Annotated in this window: 15 protein-coding genes; 5 read left to right on the forward strand and 10 right to left on the reverse strand. The window is 73.3% G+C overall.

What is annotated here, in order from left to right; all coding sequences use genetic code 11:
- Positions 1–30 precede the first annotated feature (30 nt).
- From tpiA to rapZ, 6 genes are all read right to left on the reverse strand, one after another.
- Positions 31–822 (reverse strand): triose-phosphate isomerase, encoded by a 792-nt coding sequence (gene tpiA / locus ABZ573_RS27895; RefSeq protein ID WP_151453345.1) that lies wholly within the window; start codon positions 820–822, stop codon positions 31–33.
- On the reverse strand, positions 822–2,021 hold the full coding sequence (locus tag ABZ573_RS27900) for a phosphoglycerate kinase (protein WP_151453344.1): 1,200 nt from the start codon (positions 2,019–2,021) through the stop codon (positions 822–824). Before ABZ573_RS27900 ends, tpiA begins: the two co-directional genes overlap by 1 nt.
- Positions 2,022–2,056: 35 nt before the next feature.
- Positions 2,057–3,061 (reverse strand): type I glyceraldehyde-3-phosphate dehydrogenase, encoded by a 1,005-nt coding sequence (gene gap, locus ABZ573_RS27905; RefSeq protein ID WP_151453343.1) that lies wholly within the window; start codon positions 3,059–3,061, stop codon positions 2,057–2,059.
- Between the two features lie 264 nt (positions 3,062–3,325).
- A complete protein-coding gene (whiA, locus tag ABZ573_RS27910; protein ID WP_088999356.1) occupies positions 3,326–4,306 on the reverse strand; it encodes a DNA-binding protein WhiA in 981 nt (326 codons plus the stop codon).
- Positions 4,307–4,360: 54 nt separating this feature from the next.
- The gene (locus ABZ573_RS27915) at positions 4,361–5,494 is read right to left on the reverse strand and encodes a 2-phospho-L-lactate transferase CofD family protein (RefSeq protein ID WP_358121983.1); all 1,134 of its coding nucleotides are present in this window, start codon (positions 5,492–5,494) and stop codon (positions 4,361–4,363) included.
- Positions 5,491–6,378 (reverse strand): RNase adapter RapZ, encoded by an 888-nt coding sequence (rapZ, locus tag ABZ573_RS27920; protein ID WP_151453375.1) that lies wholly within the window; start codon positions 6,376–6,378, stop codon positions 5,491–5,493. The genes ABZ573_RS27915 and rapZ overlap by 4 nt, the downstream gene beginning before the upstream one ends.
- Before the next feature lie 292 nt (positions 6,379–6,670).
- Here rapZ and ABZ573_RS27925 point away from each other — a divergent pair, with 292 nt between their 5' ends.
- Positions 6,671–7,015, forward strand: a complete 345-nt coding sequence (locus tag ABZ573_RS27925; RefSeq protein WP_358121985.1) for a hypothetical protein — start codon at positions 6,671–6,673, stop codon at positions 7,013–7,015.
- A 111-nt stretch (positions 7,016–7,126) separates the two neighbouring features.
- A complete protein-coding gene (recQ, locus tag ABZ573_RS27930; RefSeq protein WP_358121987.1) occupies positions 7,127–8,965 on the forward strand; it encodes a DNA helicase RecQ in 1,839 nt (612 codons plus the stop codon).
- Positions 8,966–9,004: 39 nt separating this feature from the next.
- On the opposite strand, the gene uvrC is transcribed toward recQ, so the two are convergent.
- Positions 9,005–11,065, reverse strand: a complete 2,061-nt coding sequence (gene uvrC / locus ABZ573_RS27935; RefSeq protein ID WP_358121989.1) for an excinuclease ABC subunit UvrC — start codon at positions 11,063–11,065, stop codon at positions 9,005–9,007.
- Positions 11,066–11,224: 159 nt separating this feature from the next.
- Here uvrC and ABZ573_RS27940 point away from each other — a divergent pair, with 159 nt between their 5' ends.
- On the forward strand, positions 11,225–12,559 hold the full coding sequence (locus tag ABZ573_RS27940) for an MFS transporter (protein WP_358121991.1): 1,335 nt from the start codon (positions 11,225–11,227) through the stop codon (positions 12,557–12,559).
- Positions 12,560–12,604: 45 nt separating this feature from the next.
- Here ABZ573_RS27940 and ABZ573_RS27945 read toward each other — a convergent pair whose 3' ends face one another.
- The 3 genes from ABZ573_RS27945 to rsgA form a co-directional block, all read right to left on the reverse strand.
- The gene (locus tag ABZ573_RS27945) at positions 12,605–13,087 is read right to left on the reverse strand and encodes a Rieske (2Fe-2S) protein (RefSeq protein WP_327029059.1); all 483 of its coding nucleotides are present in this window, start codon (positions 13,085–13,087) and stop codon (positions 12,605–12,607) included.
- 270 nt (positions 13,088–13,357) lie between these two features.
- Entirely contained in the window at positions 13,358–16,300 is a 2,943-nt protein-coding gene (gene uvrA / locus ABZ573_RS27950) for an excinuclease ABC subunit UvrA (RefSeq protein ID WP_358121993.1), read from the reverse strand.
- Between the two features lie 334 nt (positions 16,301–16,634).
- Positions 16,635–17,687 (reverse strand): ribosome small subunit-dependent GTPase A, encoded by a 1,053-nt coding sequence (gene rsgA, locus ABZ573_RS27955; RefSeq protein ID WP_311414601.1) that lies wholly within the window; start codon positions 17,685–17,687, stop codon positions 16,635–16,637.
- A gap of 169 nt (positions 17,688–17,856) precedes the next feature.
- Between rsgA and ABZ573_RS27960 the strand changes: the two genes are divergently transcribed.
- Both ABZ573_RS27960 and ABZ573_RS27965 read left to right on the forward strand, forming a co-directional pair.
- The gene (locus ABZ573_RS27960; protein ID WP_151456974.1) at positions 17,857–18,573 is read left to right on the forward strand and encodes a maleylpyruvate isomerase family mycothiol-dependent enzyme; all 717 of its coding nucleotides are present in this window, start codon (positions 17,857–17,859) and stop codon (positions 18,571–18,573) included.
- Positions 18,574–18,581: 8 nt separating this feature from the next.
- Complete coding sequence (locus tag ABZ573_RS27965) at positions 18,582–19,235, forward strand: MBL fold metallo-hydrolase (protein ID WP_358121996.1); 654 nt, start codon at positions 18,582–18,584, stop codon at positions 19,233–19,235.
- Positions 19,236–19,375: the final 140 nt, after the last annotated feature.

Here is a 19,375-nt window from a genome sequence, read left to right on the forward strand (position 1 = left end):
CGGACGGGCGGAGTCAAGGATAGCGAGCGATCAGCGGGAGATGTGCTCCGGGAACCGGCAGATCTTCGCGAACTCCTCGGCGTCCAGGCTCGCGCCGCCCACGAGCGCCCCGTCGACGTCCGGCTGAGCCATGATCGCCGCGACGTTCGACGACTTGACCGACCCGCCGTAGAGGACCCGGACCTTGTCGGCGGTGTCCTGGCCGAAGGACTCCGCCAGGCGCTGACGGACCGCGCCGCACACCTCCTGGGCGTCCTCCGGGGTGGCCGTCTTGCCCGTGCCGATCGCCCAGACCGGCTCGTACGCCACCACGACCTTCTCCACCTGCTCGGCGGTGAGCCCCTTCAGGGCGCCGTCGAGCTGCTCGCTGCAGTGCGCCACGTGGGTGCCCTGCTCGCGGACGTCCAGCCCCTCCCCCACGCAGAGGATCGGGGTGAGCCCGTGGGTCAGCGCCGCCTGCACCTTGGCGTTGACGAGCGCGTCGTCCTCGTGGTGGTAGGCCCGCCGCTCCGAGTGCCCGATCGCCACGTAGGTGCAGCCCAGCTTCGCCAGCATCGGGCCGGAGATCTCCCCGGTGTAGGCCCCCGACGCGTACGGCGAGAGGTCCTGCGCGCCGTAGCCGATGAGCAGCTTGTCGCCGTCGACGGCGGTCTGCACCGTACGCAGGTCGGTGAACGGCGGCAGGACCACCGTCTCGACGTCGGTGAGCTGCTTCTCGGTGAGGCTGGCCGCCAGCTTCTGCACCAGCAGGTTGGCCTCGAGGTGGTTGCAGTTCATCTTCCAGTTGCCGGCCATCAGGGGCCGGCGGGTGACGCTCGCCATCAGTTCTCCAGGGCCGCGATGCCGGGGAGGGTCTTGCCCTCCAGGTATTCCAGGGAGGCGCCACCGCCGGTGGAGATGTGCCCGAAGGACGACTCGTCCAGCCCGAGCGCCCGCACCGCGGCGGCGGAGTCACCGCCACCGACGACGGTGAACGCCTCGCTCTTGGCGATGGTCTCGGCGATCCCGCGGGTGCCGTGGGCGAACGCCGGCATCTCGAACACGCCCATGGGGCCGTTCCAGAAGATCGTCCGCGCGCCCTTGAGGGCGGCGGCGAAGCCGGCGACCGTCTCCGGCCCGATGTCGAGCCCGACCCGCTTGCTGGGGATGCCGTCGGCCGGCACGGTGTCGTGCGCGGCGTCCGGGGCGAACGCGTCCGCGGCCACCACGTCGACCGGGAGCATGATCTTGCCCTCAGAGCGCTCCAGCAGGCTGCGGCAGGTCTCGACCATCTCCTCCTCCAGCAGCGAGGAGCCCACCTCGTGACCCTGCGCCTTGAGGAAGGTGAAGCACATCCCGCCGCCGATGAGCAGCCGGTCGACCGACGGCAGCAGCGCCTCGATCACCGCCAGCTTGTCGGAGACCTTCGAACCGCCGAGCACCACGACGTACGGGCGCTCCGGCTCACCGGTCAGCCGGGACAGGACCTCCACCTCGCGCAGCACCAGCCGGCCCGCGACGTGCGGCAGCCGGGCCGGCACGTCGTGGACGCTGGCGTGCTTGCGGTGCACCGCGCCGAACGCGTCGTCGACGTACGCGTCGCCGAAGGCGGCGAGCTCGTCGGCGAAGGCGCCCCGCTCGGTGTCGTCCTTGCTGGTCTCACCCTTGTTGAAACGCAGGTTCTCCAGCAGCGCGACCTCGCCGTCGGCGAGCGCGTCCACGGTGGAGCGGGCGGACTCGCCGACGGTGTCGGTGGCGAAGTGCACCCGCGCGCCGAGCAGCTCCCCGAGCCGCCCGGCGACGGGGCGCAGGCTGAACTGCGGGTCCGGCGCGCCCTTCGGGCGGCCCAGGTGCGAGCAGACGACCACCTTGGCGCCGGCGCCGGTGAGGGCGCTCAGCGTCGGCAGCACGGCGCGGATCCGGCCGTCGTCGGTGATGTCACCGGTCTGCTTGTCGAGCGGGACGTTCAGGTCGGCGCGCACCAGCACGCGCCGACCCGACACCCCCTCGGCGAGCAGGTCGTCGAGGGTACGGATGCTCACTTAGGCCAGGCCTCCGTTCGTGACCGTCGGCTTCGTCACAGGGACTGGCCGACCAGCTTGACCAGGTCGACCAGGCGGTTCGAGTAGCCCCACTCGTTGTCGTACCAGCCGACGACCTTGACCTGGTTGCCGACGACCTTGGTCAGCGGCGCGTCGAAGATGCACGACGCCGGGTCGGTGACGATGTCCGAGGAGACGATCGGGTCCTCGTTGTAGACCAGGATGCCCTTGAGCGGGCCCTCGGCGGCGGCCTTCAGCGCGGCGTTGACCTCGTCCACCGTGGTCTCCCGGGCGACGTCGACGGTGAGGTCGGTGGCCGAGCCGGTCGGGATCGGCACGCGCAGCGCGTAGCCGTCCAGCTTGCCCTTCAGCTCCGGCAGCACCAGGCCGATCGCCTTCGCCGCGCCGGTCGAGGTCGGCACGATGTTCAGGGCGGCGGCGCGGGCCCGACGCAGGTCGGAGTGCGGCGCGTCCTGGAGGTTCTGGTCCTGGGTGTACGCGTGGATCGTCGTCATCAGGCCGTGCTGGATGCCGAACGTGTCGTGCAGGACCTTCGCCATCGGCGCCAGGCAGTTGGTGGTGCAGGAGGCGTTCGAGATGATGGTGTGCTTGGCCGGGTCGTACTGGTCGTGGTTGACGCCCATGACGACCGTGACGTCCTCGTTCTTCGCCGGGGCGGAGATGATGACCTTCTTGGCCCCGCCGTCGACGTGCGCCTTCGCCTTGGTGGCGTCGGTGAAGAAGCCGGTGGACTCGATGACCACGTCCACGCCGGCGTCGCCCCACGGCAGCTTCGACGGGTCCTTCTCGGCGTACGCCTTGATGGTCTTGCCGCCCACGGTGATCTCGTCGGCGGTGGCCTTCACCTCGTGCGGCAGGCGACCCAGGATGCTGTCGTACTTGAGCAGGTGGGCGAGCGTCGCGTTGTCGGTCAGGTCGTTGACCGCCACGACCTCGATGTCAGCGCCGGACGCCAGCACTGCCCGGAAGAAGTTGCGGCCGATCCGGCCGAAGCCGTTGATGCCAACCCGGATGGTCACAGGTCCCATCTCCTTGCGTTCTGGTCCGCCGGCGTAAGACCCGGGCCGGCGGAGGTGTGTGCGCCGACCGTTCGAGCCGGCCGTTGACGGTTCATCTCGGCCACCCCGCCGCGGTCTCGAAGGACCTGACCGCCGGAGGCGGTGTGCACGGCGAGGAGTGCCTGTGCCGGCCCCCTTGCCGTACGCAGCGACCTTATCCGAGCGTGCGGCGCAGTGCAGCGCCGGGTGGTGACCCCACCGGCGCCGCCGACCCGCACTGTCCTATCAGACCACGAGCATGTCGGGTGTGACTGCCGCTTCCGTATCCGGGATGCCCAGGTCCCGGGCCCGCTTGTCGGCCAGCGCCAACAGCCGGCGGATCCGGCCGGCGATCGCGTCCTTGGTCAGCGGCGGATCGGCCAGCGCGCCCAGCTCCTCCAACGAGGCCTGCCGGTGCTCCAGGCGCAGCCGGCCGGCGGAGGTGAGGTGGTTGGGCGCGTCCTCCGCGAGGATCTCCAGCGCCCGGGTCACCCGGGCGGCGGCGGCGACCGCGGCCCGCGCCGAGCGGCGCAGGTTGGCGTCGTCGAAGTTGGCCAGCCGGTTGGCGGTGGCCCGCACCTCGCGGCGCACCCGGCGCTCCTCCCAGGCCAGCACGCTGGAGTGGGCACCGATGCGGGTGAGCAGCGCGGCGATCGCGTCACCGTCCTTGACCACCACCCGGTCCACGCCGCGCACCTCGCGGTTCTTGGCGGTGATGCCGATCCGCCGGGCCGCGCCCACCAGGGCCAGCGCGGACTCCGGGCCCGGGCAGGTGATCTCCAGCGCGCTGGAGCGGCCCGGCTCGGTCAGCGAGCCGTGCGCCATGAACGCGCCGCGCCAGGCCGACACCGCGCAGCAGACGTTCGCGGCGACGACGTGCGGCGGCAGCCCCCGCACCGGACGTCCGCGCACGTCGAGCAGCCCGGTCTGCCGCGCGAGGGCCTCACCGTCCTTGACCACCCGCACGATGAAGTGGCTGCCCTTGCGCAGGCCACCGGACGCGAGCACGTGGATCTCACTCGGATAGCCGTAGACCTCCGCGATCTCCCGTCGCAGCCGCCGGGCCACCGCCCCCGTGTCGAGTTCGGCCTCCACCACGACCCGACCGGAGACGATGTGCAGCCCGCCGGCGAAGCGCAGCAGCGCCGCCATCTCCGCCCGCCGGCAGCAGGGCTTGGGCACGTCGACCCGACTCAGCTCGTCCTTGACCGCAGCCGTCATCGCCATTGTGCGTCCCCTCACGGACCTGTTCCGGCGTGTCGCCGGAGATTACGTACGTGTCTAACGATCGGCGCCCAGGACAGGCACCAGTGCGGCGCCCAGGGCGGCCGGATCATGACGGGGAGTGCCGTCGGTGACCGCGACGGGAGCGAGGACCAGGCGGGCACCCAGCGATTCTGCCGCACGTTCGACCGGTTCGGGGTCACCCGCCGCCTTGGAATCGGCGACCACACGGTCGACCCTCAGCTCCGGCAGGTACGAGCGCAGCGCGGCCAGATGGTCAGCCTGGGAGAGCCCGGAGGTCTCCTTCTCGGCGGCGAGGTTCAGCGTGACGAGCCGCCGCGCCGGGCTGGCGACGATCGCGGCGGCGAGCTGCGGCACCAGCAGGTGCGGCAGCACGCTCGTGTACCAGCTGCCCGGCCCGAAGATCAGCCAGTCGGCCGCGCCGATCGCGGCGACCGCCTGCGGGCAGGCCTCCGGCGCGGCCGGGGTGAGCCGCAACGACTCCACCCGGCCGGTGGTCACCGCGACCTGGTGCTGGCCCGTGATCGTGCGCACCTCGGCCGGCCGGCTCGGGTCGGCGCCGCGTACCCGCGCCTCGATCCCCACCGGCTCGCACGACATCGGCAGCACCCGGCCGACCGCGCCGAGCATCGCGCCGGCGTGCTCCAGGGCGGCCACCGGGTCGCCGAGCAGCTCCATCAGCCCGCAGAGCACCAGGTTGCCCACCGCGTGCCCGGCCAGCCCGCCGGCCTCGGGGCCCGCCCGCCCGGCCGCACCGGCACCCGCGCGTCCTCCGGCGACCCCGCCGGCCGCACCTCCGGCGACCCCGGCCGGCCCCGGGCCGGAAGGGGTCCGCCCGGTACCGGAGACCGGAAGGCGCCCCGCCGTTCCGCCCCCGGCGGGAGCCGGGCCGCCGGCGGGCGGCACCTCGGCGTAGCGGTGTTGGAAGAGCTTGGCGCTGCGCCGGGTGGCCGGATGGTCCCCGGCCAGCGCGACCAGCGCCTGCCGCAGGTCGCCCGGGGGCAGGCCGCCCCGCTCGGCCCGCAGCCGGCCGCTCGAGCCACCGTCGTCGCCGACGGTGACCACCGCCGTGATGTCGAGGTCCAGCTCGGGGGCGCAGCGGCGCAGGGCGCGTAGCGAGGCGGACAGGCCGTGCCCGCCGCCGAAGGCGACCACACGCGTCGCCGTCACTCGCGCCCCAGGTCGCGGTGCTGCGCGTTCGCGGCCAGACCGGAGTGGCGCAGCCGGGCGGCCAGCTCCTCGGCGATGGCCACGCTGCGGTGCTTGCCGCCGGTGCAGCCGACCGCCACCGTCAGGTAGCGCTTGCCCTCCCGCTCGAAGCCGACGGTGGTCGCGTTGACCAGGTCGGCGTACGACCCGACGAAGGCGTCCGCGCCCTCCTGCCCCAGCACGTACGAGCTGACCGCCTCCTCCCGGCCGGTGTGCTCGCGCAGTTCCGGCACCCAGTACGGGTTCGGCAGGAAGCGGGCGTCGAGCACGAAATCGGCGTCCGGCGGCAGGCCGTACTTGAAGCCGAAGGAGAGCACGGTGACCCGCAGCCGGCGGGCGTCCTCGCCGCCGAAGAGCTCCTCGACGCGGCGACGCAGCTGGTTGACGTTGAGGTGGCTGGTGTCGATGATCACGTCGGCCTGGTCGCGGGCCTCCTCCAGCAGGCCGCGCTCGACCGCGATGCCGTCGGCGAGCCGCCCGTCGCCCTGCAAGGGGTGCGAACGCCGGACGCTCTCGAACCGCCGGATCAGCACCTCGTCGTCGGCGTCGACGAAGACCACCCGGGGCGAGAAGCCGCGCTCCTTCAGCTCCCGGATCGCCCCCGCCAGGTCAGTGGAGAAGGCGCGCGAGCGCACGTCCAGCACCATCGCCGTACGCCGGGCCGCCCCGCCCGCCTTGAACGCCAGCTCGGCCATGTCGAGCATGAGTGCCTGCGGCAGGTTGTCCACCACGTAGAACCCGACGTTCTCCAACGCCCTCGCCACCGTGCTGCGGCCGCCGCCGGAGAGCCCGGTGACCACCACCAGGGTGGTGTCCGACTCCGCCGGTGTCTGCTGCCCGGTCACCGTCTCGCCCCGTTCCTCGGCCGTACGCGCCTCGCTCACCCACTACCCCCAAGCCGTGGCGCCGCGGCCGGCACCCCCGGCCGCGCGTGGTCAATCAGCGACTCTATCCCGCACCACCCGCGCGTTGCCGGCACGTCCCTGGCCGCCGCCGTGGTGGCGTCCGCCCCGGCGGAGGGTCGGACCTGGACGCGAGGGTCGTGCTCCCGACAGGCGGACCCCATGATGACGATCAGTCAACGTCCATACGCTGCACGTTATCGCCACAGGTGGCGACTGGTTTCTGGGAGGCGGGATGCACGATCTGGCGGAGAAGAACAAATACGTCGGCTTCCTGTTCATGAGGATCAACCCGGAGTACTTCGCCCTGGGCCGGGAGGGCATCCACGAGGTCTCCGCCGAGCACGCCCGCGACCTGGGCCGCTTCGCCAAGCAGCTCACCCACGTGGTCTGCACCGGGGTCAACGGCCGCTACGACCAGGTGACCATGGTCGAGGCGGACACCCTGGAGGAGATCAACGCGGCGGCCACGGCGTTCCGGATGGGCAACAAGGCCCGCTACCTCGAGATCGTCGACATCGTGGTCGGGATGAAGGCCCCGCCGCGCGGCCTGGCCAAGCGTTCCGCCCAGCCCGACTGAGCGACCCGGAGGACCGCCGGACCGCGACGCTCCGGTCCGGCGGTACGCCCTGATCCGCGACCCGCCCGCTCGGGTCCGCCGGCTGTCGGGGGAGGTTCGTAGAATCCCCGGATGGCTTCCCCCACCGACCTGCGCTCCGCCGACGCCCTGGAGGTGCTGCGCCGGGTCTTCGGCTACGACGCCTTCCGTGGCTTCCAGCAGGAGGTGATCGACCACGTGGTGGCCGGCGGCGACGCGCTGGTGCTGATGCCCACCGGCGGCGGCAAGTCGCTGTGCTACCAGATCCCCGCGCTGGTCCGCGACGGCGTGGCGGTGGTGGTCTCCCCGCTGATCGCGCTCATGCAGGACCAGGTCGACACGCTGACGGCGGTCGGTGTGCGGGCCGGCTTCCTCAACTCGACCCAGGATCTCGACGCCCGCCGCGTGGTGGAGCGGGCGTTCGTCGGCGGCGAGCTGGACCTGCTCTACCTCGCCCCGGAGGCGTTGGGCACCCGCGGGGTGCAGCAGCTGCTCGACCGGGGCAGGATCGCCCTGTTCGCCATCGACGAGGCGCACTGCGTGTCGCAGTGGGGGCACGACTTCCGCCCCGACTACCTCGCCCTGTCGATGCTGCACGAGCGCTGGCCCGACGTGCCCCGCATCGCGCTCACCGCCACCGCCACCAGCGCGACCCGCGACGAGATCGCGACCCGGCTCAAGCTCACCGACGCCCGGCACTTCGTGGCGAGCTTCGACCGGCCCAACATCCAGTACCGGATCGTGCCCAAGCGCGAGCCGCGCAAGCAGTTACTGAGCCTGCTGCGCGACGAGCACCCCGGCGACGCGGGCATCGTCTACTGCCTGTCGCGCGCCTCGGTGGACAAGACGGCGGAGTTCCTCACCGCCAACGGCGTCGCCGCGCTGCCCTACCACGCCGGCCTGGACGCGGCGACCCGCGCGCGCAACCAGCAGCGCTTCCTGCGCGAGGACGGCCTGGTGATGGTGGCGACCATCGCGTTCGGCATGGGCATCGACAAGCCCGACGTCCGCTTCGTCGCCCACCTGGACCTGCCCAAGTCGGTCGAGGGCTACTACCAGGAGACCGGCCGCGCCGGGCGCGACGGGCTGCCGTCGACCGCCTGGCTGGCGTACGGGCTCCAGGACGTGGTGCAGCAGCGCAAGATGATCGAGACCTCCGACGGGGACCTCGCCCACCGGCGCAACCTCGCCGCCCACCTCGACGCGATGCTCGCCCTCTGCGAGACGGTCCGCTGCCGGCGCGGCCAACTGCTCGACTACTTCGGCGAGAAGGCGACCGCCGCCTGCGGCAACTGCGACACCTGCCTCAGCCCGCCGGAGTCCTGGGACGGCACCGTCGCGGCCCAGAAGCTGCTCTCCACCATCTTCCGGCTCGACCGGGAACGCAACCAGCGCTTCGGTGCGGGGCACTGCGTCGACATCCTGCTCGGCCGCACCACCGACAAGGTCACCCAGTACGGCCACGACTCCCTGACCGTCTTCGGCATCGGCGGCGAGCTGCGCGAGGCCGAGTGGCGCGGCGTGGTGCGGCAGCTGCTGGCCGAGGGGCTGCTGGCCGTCGAGGGCGACTACGGCACGCTGGCCCTCACGGAGGCCAGCGCGGAGGTGCTGGGCCGCCGCCGCACGGTGATGATGCGCCGCGAGCCGGAGAAGGTCACCTCGTCCCGGTCGGCGAAGCCACGCGGGGCGGCCACCGTCGTCGCCGAGTTGTCCCCGACCGCCGCCGGGGTCTTCGAGCGGCTGCGCGCCTGGCGGGGGGCCACCGCCAAGGAGCAGGGCGTCCCGGCGTACGTGATCTTCCACGACGCCACGCTGCGGCAGATCGCCACCGACGCGCCCACGTCGCTGGCCGAGCTGTCCGCGGTCAGCGGCGTCGGCGAGAACAAGCTCGCGAAGTACGGCGAGCAGATCCTGGCCGTCCTGGCCGAGTAGCCGTCGGCCGGCCGGACGCGCACCGCCCGGCCGACGCGGTCAGTCCGCCGCCGGGGCCTTCGCCTCGCCGCCCAGCGCGGCGAGGATCGCCTCGGCGGTGCGCCGGCCCACGCCGGGCACCTCGGTGATCTCCTCCACGGTGGCGGCGGAGAGCCGCTTGAGCGAGCCGAAGTGCCGCAGCAGCGCCTTGCGCCGCACCTCCCCCAGGCCGGGCACCCTGTCGAGCGCCGACTCGGTCATCCGCTTGGAGCGCCGCTGGCGGTGGAAGGTGATGGCGAAGCGGTGCGCCTCGTCGCGCACCCGTTGCAGCAGGTAGAGCCCCTCCGAGGTGCGCGGCAGGATGACCGGGAACTCGTCGTCGGGCAGCCAGACCTCCTCCAGCCGCTTGGCCAGGCCGCACAGCGCCACGTCGTCGACGCCCAGCTCCGCGAGCGCCTGGGCCGCCGCCGCGACCTGCGGCGCGCCGCCGTCGACCACCACCAGCTGCGGCGGGTACGCGAACCGGCGGGGGCGTCCGGTGGTCGGGTCGATCAGGACGCCGACGGCGCGCTCGTCGGACCCGCCGGACTCGTCGGACCCGTCGGACCCGCCGGACTCGTCGGACCCGCCGGACCCGCCGGGTTCGTGGGGATCGCCGGGCGCGGGCTGCCCGGCCGGGGCGACCGGGTCGTCGGCCGGCTCGACGCCCGCCTCGCCAGTCTCGGCGCGGGCGTCGAGGTAGCGCGCGAAGCGGCGGCGCAGCACCTCGGACATGGCGGAGAGGTCGTCGGTGGCGCCCCGGATGATGAAGCGCCGGTATTCGCTCTTGCGGGGCAGCCCGTCCTCGAAGACGACCATGCTCGCCACCACGTCGGTGCCCTGCATCTGGGAGATGTCGAAACACTCGATGCGCAACGGCGAGGTGCGCATGTCGAGCGCCTCGGCGATCTCGTCGAGCGCCTTGCTGCGGGTGGTCAGGTCGCCGGCCCGGCGCAGCTTGTGCCGGGCCAGGGCGTCCTTGGCGTTGCGCTCGACCGTCTCCAGCAGCGACCGCTTGTCGCCGCGCTGCGGCACCCGCAGGCTCACCCGGCTGCCCCGGTGACCGGAGAGCCAGTCGGCCAGCGCGTCGGCGTCGGCGGGCAGCGCCGGCACGAGCAGCTCGCGCGGCACGTCGGCCTCGCCCTGCTCGCCGCCGTAGACCTGGGTGCAGAAGTGGTGCACCAGGTCGCCCGTGCTGAGCTCCTCGGTCTTCTCCACCACCCAGCCGCGCTGGCCACGGACCCGGCCGTCGCGCACGTGGAAGACCTGGACGGCCGCTTCGAGGGGGTCGTCGGCGAACGCGACCACGTCGGCGTCGGTGCCGTCGCCGAGCACGACTGTCTGCTTCTCCATCGCCCGGCGCAGCGCGGCCACGTCGTCGCGCAACCGGGCCGCCCGCTCGAACTCCAACTGCTCGCTGGCCTCGGTCATCTCCCGTTCGAGCCGGCGCACCATCGTGTCGGTGCGGCCGCCCATGAAGTCGCAGAAACCGTCGACGATCTCCCGGTGCCGCTCGGGGGTGACGCTGCCGACGCAGGGGGCCGAACACTTGCCGATGTAACCCAGCAGGCAGGGGCGGCCCACCTGGCCGGCGCGCTTGAACACCCCCGCCGAGCAGGTGCGCGCCGGGAAGACCCGCAGCAGCAGGTCGAGCGTCTCGCGGATCGCCCAGGCGTGCGAGTAGGGCCCGAAGTAGCGCACCCCCTTGCGCTTGGCGCCCCGCATCACCTGCAACCGGGGGAACTCCTCGTCGACGGTGACCGCGAGGTAGGGGTAGGACTTGTCGTCGCGGTAGCGGACGTTGAAACGCGGGTCGTACTGCTTGATCCAGGTGTATTCGAGCTGGAGCGCCTCGACCTCGGTGCCGACGGTGACCCAGTCCACCGACTCCGCGGTGGTGACCATCTGCTGGGTGCGCTGGTGCAGGCCCCACAGGTCGGCGAAGTAGGAGTTGAGCCGGCTGCGCAGGTTCTTCGCCTTGCCGACGTAGATCACCCGGCCGGTGCCGTCGCGGAACCGGTAGACCCCCGGTGACTCCGGGATGGTGCCGGGCGCGGGACGGTAGGTCGAGGGGTCAGCCACGGCAGCAAGCCTAGTCCGCGCCCCCGACAGCTCCCGGACGCCGCGTCCCCGCCCCGCCCCGCCCGCCGGCCCCCGGCAACCCGAAACTCCGGTGCCGCCGGAATCACTCCCCGATAACATCCGCCCCCTGGCCGGCCGACACGGGGGGAGCACGGGAACATGGGCGCGAATCCCGCGGGGCGCAGCCGAGGGGGTGCCGTCCTCGTGGCGGCGCTCACCGTCGACTCGGTCGGCAACGGGCTCTTCCTGCCTCTGTCGCTGGTGTACTTCCTGCGGCTCACCGACGTGCCCCTGGCGCTGCTCGGGGTGCTGCTCAGCGCGGCGACCGTGCTCACCCTGCCGGTGCCGCTGTGGGCGGGATCGCTGGCGGACCGGTTCGGGGCGCTGCCCGTGGTCGTCGCCTCCCAGTTGCTCCAGGCCGCCGGCTATCTGGCGTACGCCTGGGTGGGCGGGCCCGTCGGCGTCTTCGTGGCGGCGGCGCTGGTCGCCGTCGGCGTGCGGTTCTTCTGGTCCGCCGTCTTCACGGCGGTCGCCGACTACGCCGACGGCAGCCCGGGCGGCTGGGCCCGGGACACCTGGTACGCGATCAGCAACGGCGCCCGTACCGCCGGCCTGGCGGTGGGGGGCCTGACCACGGGCGTGGTGGTGGCCGACGGGCGGGCCGGCACCTACCGCGCGGTGGCCTACGCGGCGGCGGCCTGCTTCGCCCTCGCCGCGGTGCTCATCGCCGCCCGGGTGCGGATCCCGCCGGCCACCGACCGCCCGGCGGGATCCGGGCGGGGCGGGTACGCCACGCTGCTGCGGGACCGTCCGTTCCTCGCCCTCATCGGCCTGAACACCGTCTTCGCGCTGAGCACCATGATGCTCGGCCTGGCCCTGCCCACGATGATGCTCACGGACCTGCGGGGCCCCGCCTGGCTGACCTCCGCCGTCCTGGCCGGCAACGCGTTCCTCGTCGCCGTGCTGTCGGCGCCCGTCGGCGCCCGCCTGCCGCGGCACCGCCGCACCCGTGCGGTCGCGCTGGCCGCCGCCCTCTGGACGCTCTGGGGCCTCGCCATGGCGACCCTCGGCCCGGGGCGCCTCGGCGTGGTGGCCGCGCTGCTGGTCGCGGCGACGCTGCTGTTCACCGTCGCGGAACTGGTGCACGCGCCGGCGTCCGCCGCGCTGGCCGCGGCCGCCGCCCCGATCGCCGCCCGGGGCCGCTACCTGGCGGCCTTCCAGTACTCCTTCGCCCTCGCCTCGATGGTCGCGCCGGCCCTCTTCGGCACCCTGTACGAGGTCGACACCGCCGCGCCCTGGCTGGTGCTGGCGCTGCTCAACGCCGTCGGCGTCGCCGGCATCCTGCTGCTGGAGCGGAGCCTGCCGCCGGCCGCCCTGCGCGAGCCGCCGCCGACGGGCGAGCGGCCGGCAGCGGGCGAGCGGCCGGCAGCGGGCGAGCGGCCGGCAGCGGGCGAGCGGCCGTCGGTGGTCGACGCGGGCGCCGCCGCGGACTGAGCGGGGCCGGCGGCCCGGTTCGGGTCGCCGGCCGCACCCGACGGGTCAGGCCAGCGAGATCTGGTCGCCGGTGACCTTGACGTTCTTCGGCGGCAGCGGCTTGGTGGCCGGGCCGCCCTTCACCGAGCCGTCCTCGATCGAGAACTTGCTGAAGTGGCAGGTGCAGTTGATGGTGCCGCCGTCGACGTTCGTCACCGGGCAGCCCTGGTGGGTGCAGATCGAGTCGAACCCCTTGAACTCGCCCTCGCGCGGCTGGGTGATCACCACACCCTGGGCGGGATAGACCGTGCCGCCGCCGACCGGGATGTCGGCCGTACGGGCCAGCGACTGCGCGCCCTGGCGGTCGCCGCCGCCGGCGTCACCGGTGCTGGGCACCGGCGGGCCGCCGCTGGTCGGGGCCGCCCCGTCGCCGGAGTCGTCGCTGCCGCAGGCGGCCAGGACCACCGCCGCGCCGACCGCGCCCGCGCCCGTGAGGAGGGCGCGGCGCGTCCGCGTCGCCGGCCCGGTCAGCCCCTGATCGTCACTCATGCCTCGCCCTTCTCTCGGCTGCCGCCGCCTGGTCATGATCCGCGGCCACACTCGGGTACACGGATCACTCTGCCCGACGGTTCACCGGATCGGCGACCGAGGGGCCACCCGGGGTGGGCCGTGGGCCCGCCCCGGATGGCCCCGTCGGCGATCAGTCCCCTGCCGGCGGCCGAACGGCGTGACCGGGCGACTGCCCGGGCTGGTGTCGATCGCGCCGTCCCTGGTCGTCGGCCTGGTCGACCGCACCCACACGACCTGGGGAGCGTGCCGTCAGCGCGCCTCGGCCCGCGCCTTGCGGGGGCGCGTGGCCTTGGTGCCGTTGGCCTTCGCCGCCCGGGAGGTGGCCGCCGCCGCACCCTTCGCGTCGCCGTCGAGCTTGAGCACCTGGCGCAGGAAGTGGCCGGTGTGGCTGCCGGGCACCTCGGCGACCTCCTCGGGGGTGCCGGTGGCGAGCACCGTGCCGCCCCGGTGACCGCCCTCGGGGCCCATGTCGATCAGCCAGTCGGCCGTCTTGACCACGTCGAGGTTGTGCTCGATGGTGATCACCGTGTTGCCCTTGTCGACCAGCCCCTCGAGCACCATCAGCAGCTTGCGGATGTCCTCGAAGTGCAGGCCGGTGGTGGGCTCGTCGAGGACGTAGACCGTCCGCCCGGTCGAGCGCTTCTGCAACTCGGAGGCGAGCTTGACCCGCTGCGCCTCACCGCCGGAGAGCGTGGGCGCGGGCTGGCCGAGCCGGACGTAGCCGAGGCCGACGTCGACAAGCGTCTTGAGGTGCCGATGGATGGCCGGGATGGCGGAGAAGAACTCGGCCGCCTCCTCGATCGGCATCTCCAGCACGTCGGAGACGGTCTTGCCCTTGTAGTGCACCTCCAGGGTCTCCCGGTTGTAGCGGGCGCCCTTGCAGACCTCACACGGGACGTACACGTCGGGCAGGAAGTTCATCTCGATCTTGATCGTGCCGTCGCCGGAGCACGCCTCGCAGCGGCCGCCCTTGACGTTGAACGAGAACCGGCCGGGGCCGTAGCCCCGGACCTTGGCCTCGGTGGTCTCGGCGAAGAGCTTGCGGACGTGGTCCCAGACCCCGGTGTAGGTGGCCGGGTTGGACCGCGGGGTGCGGCCGATCGGTGACTGGTCGACGCCGACCACCTTGTCGACGTGCTCCAGCCCGGAGACCCGGGTGTGCCGGCCGGGCACCAGTCGGGCCCCGTTGATCTGGTTGGCCAGCACCGCGTAGAGGATGTCGTTGACCAGCGTCGACTTGCCGGAGCCGCTGACCCCGGTGACGGCGATGAGCTGGCCCAGCGGGAACGACACGGTCAGGTTGCGCAGGTTGTGCTCGCGCGCGCCGTGCACCACCAGCTCCCGGTCCGGGGTCTGGGCGCGGCGCCCCTGCGGCGTCGGGATCGAGCGGCGGCCCGACAGGTAGGCCCCCGTCACCGACTCCGGGTTCTCCAGCAGCGCCGGCACGGAGCCGCTGTGCACGATCTTGCCGCCGTGCTCGCCCGCGCCCGGGCCGATGTCGACGATCCAGTCGGCGGTGCGGATCGTGTCCTCGTCGTGCTCGACGACGATCAGCGTGTTGCCCAGGCCGCGCAGCCGGACCAGGGTCTCGATCAGCCGGTGGTTGTCGCGCTGGTGCAGCCCGATCGACGGCTCGTCGAGGACGTAGAGCACCCCGACCAGGCCGGAGCCGATCTGGGTGGCCAGCCGGATGCGCTGCGCCTCGCCGCCGGAGAGGGTGCCGGCCGGGCGGTCCAGGGAGAGGTAGTCGAGGCCGACGTCGAGCAGGAACTTCAGCCGGGCGTTGATCTCCTTGAGCACCCGCTCGGCGATCATCTTCTGCCGGTCGGTCAGCTCGATGCCGGCGAGCAGGTCGGCGGCCTCGCCGACGGAGAGGTTGCAGACCTCGGCGATGCTCCTGCCGGCCAGGGTGACCGCGAGCACCTCGGGCTTGAGCCGAGCGCCACCGCAGGCCGCGCAGGGCACGTCGCGCATGTAGCCCTCGTACTTCTCCCGCGACCACTCCGACTCGGTGTCGGTGTGCCGGCGCTCGATCCACTGCACCACGCCCTCGAAGCCGGTGTAGTAGGAGCGCTCGCGGCCGAACTTGTTGCGGTAGCGCACGTGCACCTGGTCGTCGGAGCCGTGCAGGATCGTCTTCTGCGCCCGCGACGGCAGGGCCCGCCAGGGCGTGTCGACGTCGAAGTGCTCGGCCGCGCCGAGGGCCTCCAGCAGGCGCAGGAAGTATTCCAGGTTGTGCCCGGTCGACCAGGGCTGGATCGCGCCCTCGCGCAGGGTGCGCTCCGGGTCGGGGACGAGCAGCTCGGGGTCGACCTCCTTCTTGGTGCCGAGGCCGGTGCACTCGGGGCACGCGCCGTAGGGCGCGTTGAAGGAGAAGACCCGGGGCTCCAGGTCCTCGATCGCGAGCGGGTGGTCGTTGGGGCAGGCCAGGTGCTCGGAGTAGCGCCGCTCGCGGTCCGGATCGTCCTCGGGCAGGTCGACGAAGTCGAGCAGGACGAGGCCGTTGGACAGGCCCAGGGCGGCCTCGACCGAGTCGGTCAGCCGCTGCTTGGCGCTCGGCTTGACGGTGAGGCGGTCGATCACCACCTCGATGGTGTGCTTCTCCTGCTTCTTCAGCTTCGGCGGCTCGGTCAGCGGGTGCACCACGCCGTCGACGCGGGCCCGCGCGTAGCCCTTGGCCTGGAGCTCGGCGAAGAGGTCGACGTACTCGCCCTTGCGGCCGCGCACCACGGGCGAGAGCACCATGAACTTGGTGCCCTCGGTCATTGCGAGGACCCGGTCGACGATCTGCTGCGGCGTCTGCCGGGAGATCCGCTCGCCGCAGACCGGGCAGTGCGGCTCGCCGATGCGGGCGAAGAGCAGCCGGAGGTAGTCGTAGACCTCGGTGATGGTGCCCACCGTCGAGCGCGGGTTGCGCGAGGTGGACTTCTGGTCGATGGAGACCGCCGGGCTCAGGCCCTCGATGAAGTCGACGTCCGGCTTGTCCATCTGGCCGAGGAACTGCCGCGCGTACGACGACAGCGACTCGACGTAGCGGCGCTGCCCCTCGGCGAAGATCGTGTCGAAGGCCAGGCTCGACTTGCCCGACCCGGAGAGCCCCGTGAACACGATCAGGGCGTCCCGGGGCAGGTCGAGACTGACGTCACGCAGGTTGTGCTCGCGCGCGCCACGGATGATCAGTCGGTCGGCCACTGTCCGTGTACTCCCGGGTGAAGAAGATGAGGAGAAATTGTCCGCTCCAAGGCTGGTCTGAGCGGTTGTCTGAGTGGTTGTGGGCGCGCAGAAAGGCGCCTCGGCAACTCTAGCCCCGAGGTACGACAACTTCCCTCGTCGGCACATTCCCCCAGCTCAGCCCGGTCCGCCGCGCCCGAGGAAGCCGGTCCGCAGCGCCCGAGGAAGCGGGTCGCCGCGCCCGAGGAAGCGGGTCGCCGCGCCCGAGGAAGCCGATCCGCAGCGGGCGAAGAAGCCGGCCCTGAAGAAACGGGCGGGGCCGGTCGTCGACCGGTCCCGCCCGTGCGTACCTGCGTCAGGGGCGGGCCGCCCGCCGCCGGCCCGCGCGCCAGCCGCCGCGCCGCTGCGCGGCCAGCCGGACCTCCCGCCGCCGGCTCTCGAAGGCCAGCTCCCGCTGGAGCTTGCGCCAGCTCTCCCAGCGCCGCGCCGGCAGCTCGCCGGTCTCCAGCGCCTCGCGCACCGCGCAGGCGGGCTCCCCGTCGTGCCCACAGTCGGCGTACCGGCAGCCGGTGGCCAGCTCTGCGATGTCCGCGAACGCCCGGTCCAGCCCCGCCGAGCCGTCGAGCAGGCCGACCGCCCGTACCCCCGGGGTGTCCAGCACGGCGCCACCGCCGGGCACCGGGAGCAGCGCCCGCCAGGTGGTGGTGTGCCGGCCCTTGCCGTCGACGCGCCGGATCGCCTGCGTCGGCATCAGCGCCGCCCCGGCCAGCGCGTTGACCAGGCTCGACTTGCCCGCGCCGGACGGGCCGAGCAGGCCGAGCGTGCGGCCGGGCGCCACCTCGGCGCGCAGCGGGTCGAGCCCGGTGCCGTGCTCGGCGCTGACGGCCAGCACCGGCACCCCGGGGGCGATCCCGGCGAGCTGGCGCGCGACGGCCTCCGGGTCGGCCGCCAGGTCGGCCTTGGTGAGCACGACCAGCGGCCGGGCGCCGGACTCGTGCGCCAGGGAGAGCAGCCGTTCGATCCGGCCGACGTCCGGCTCGGGGTGCACGGGCTCCACCACGGCGGCGGCGTCGAGGTTGGCGGCCAGCACCTGGCCGCTGGCGTCCTTGCCGGCGGTCCGTCGGACGAGGGCGGTGCGCCTCGGCAGCACCGCCTCCACGGTGACGTTGCGGTCGGGCCAGGTGCCCAGCAGCACCCAGTCCCCCGCGCAGGGCAGGCGGGTCAGGTCGCGGGCGGCGGCGGCCAGGACCGCCCCGCCCAGGGTGGCGCGGACCGGGCCGTCCGCGCAGAGCACGGTGCAGACGCCGCGGTCCACCCGGGCCACCCGGCCCGGTCGGTGCCCGCCTCGTCGCGGTACGTGTGCCGCCCGCTCGGCATCCCAGCCGAGGGCGGTCAGGTCGATGGTCATGGCATCCTCATCGGTGTCGGAGCGGTTGACGCACGCGTGCTGCTGCCGGCATGGTCATCACCTCCCCGCCGTCCGGTGCCGCGTTCCACGCCGACGGTAGGACGCGCCGCGACGCGCCGAAAGCGATTTCCCCGGCGACGCGAAGTCCCCCGGCGGATAGGGTCGGTGGGTGACCACGGATCCGCTTCTGCTGACGGGCGAGGTGGACGCGGCCACGGACCGTCTGCTGCGGACCGCGGCCGCCCTCGACGACACCGGCCTCGCCGCCGCCTCGCTGCTGCCGGCCTGGAGCCGGGGGCACGTCCTGGCCCATCTGGCCCGCAACGCCGACGGCTTCGTCAACCTGCTCGTCGCGGCCCGCACCGGCGAACCCATCCCGATGTACGCCTCCGCGGCGGCCCGGGACGCCGACATCGAGGCCGGGGCGGCCCGCCCGCCCGCCGCCCACCTGGACGACCTGCGCCGATCGGCCGTCCGGTTCGCCGAGGCGGTCGCCGCGATGCCGGTCGAGGCGTGGGCGGCCACCGTCCAGACGCGGCGCGGCCCCTGGCCGGCGGCCATGCTGGTCTGGGGCCGGCTGCGCGAGATCGAGGTGCACCACGTGGACCTCGACACCGGCTACCGGCCGGCCGACTGGCCCGAGGCGTTCGGCCACCGGCTGCTGCACGAGGTGGTCGCCGACCTCGCCGGCCGCGCCGACGTGCCGCCGATGGTGCTGCGCTTCGACGGCAGCCGGCACGAACTGGTCGTCGGCGACCGGGCCGCCGCGCCCACGGTCACCGGTGCCGCCCCCGAACTCGCCGCCTGGCTGATCGGCCGCAGCCCGGGCACCGTGCTGACCGTCACCCCCGACGGCCCCCTGCCGCAACCACCGGAATGGATATAGACGACCTCATGACCTACAGCGGAGACGTCACGCCCGGCGGCGCGCCGGCCGTACGCGAGCTCGACCGGCTCACCATCACGAAGGTGTCGGTGGGCCCGATGGACAACAACGCCTACCTGCTGCGCTGCCGGGCCACCGGCGAGCAGGTGCTGATCGACGCCGCCAACGAGGCGCCCCGGCTGCTCGAACTGGTCGGCGACGCGGGGCTGGCCACGGTGGTCACCACCCACCAGCACATGGACCACTGGGTGGCGCTGGAGGAGGTGGTCGCCAAGACCGGCGCCCGCCCCCTGGTGCACGCCGACGACGCCGCCGGGCTGCCGATCGAGGCCGGGACGCTCGCCGACGGCGACAGCGTGCCCGTGGGCGAGTGTGCGCTGGAGATCATCCACGTCAAGGGGCACACCCCCGGCTCGATCGCGCTGCTCTACCGTGACCCGGCGGGGTCGCCGCACCTGTTCACCGGCGACAGCCTCTTCCCGGGTGGAGTCGGCAACACCGACAAGGATCCGGAGCGGTTCTCCGCGCTCATCGACGACGTCGAGCACAAGCTCTTCGACCGGCTGCCCGACGAGACCTGGTTCTATCCGGGCCACGGCAAGGACAGCACGCTCGGCGCGGAACGCCCCGCGTTGCCCCAGTGGCGCGCCCGGGGCTGGTGAACCTCAGCGGGGCCGGGCGCGATCCGCGCCCGGCCCCGCTCCCCCCCTCGGTCCCCCCCCACCAGAACGGAAGAGCGGCGGGTAGGGAAAGAGTGTATTAGCCGGGGTGGAGATATAGGGGGTGGGCGGGTGAATAAAAA

It is taken from the genome of Micromonospora sp. NPDC007220, from assembly GCF_040634035.1.
Taxonomy (GTDB): Bacteria; Actinomycetota; Actinomycetes; order Mycobacteriales; family Micromonosporaceae; genus Micromonospora; species Micromonospora reichwaldensis.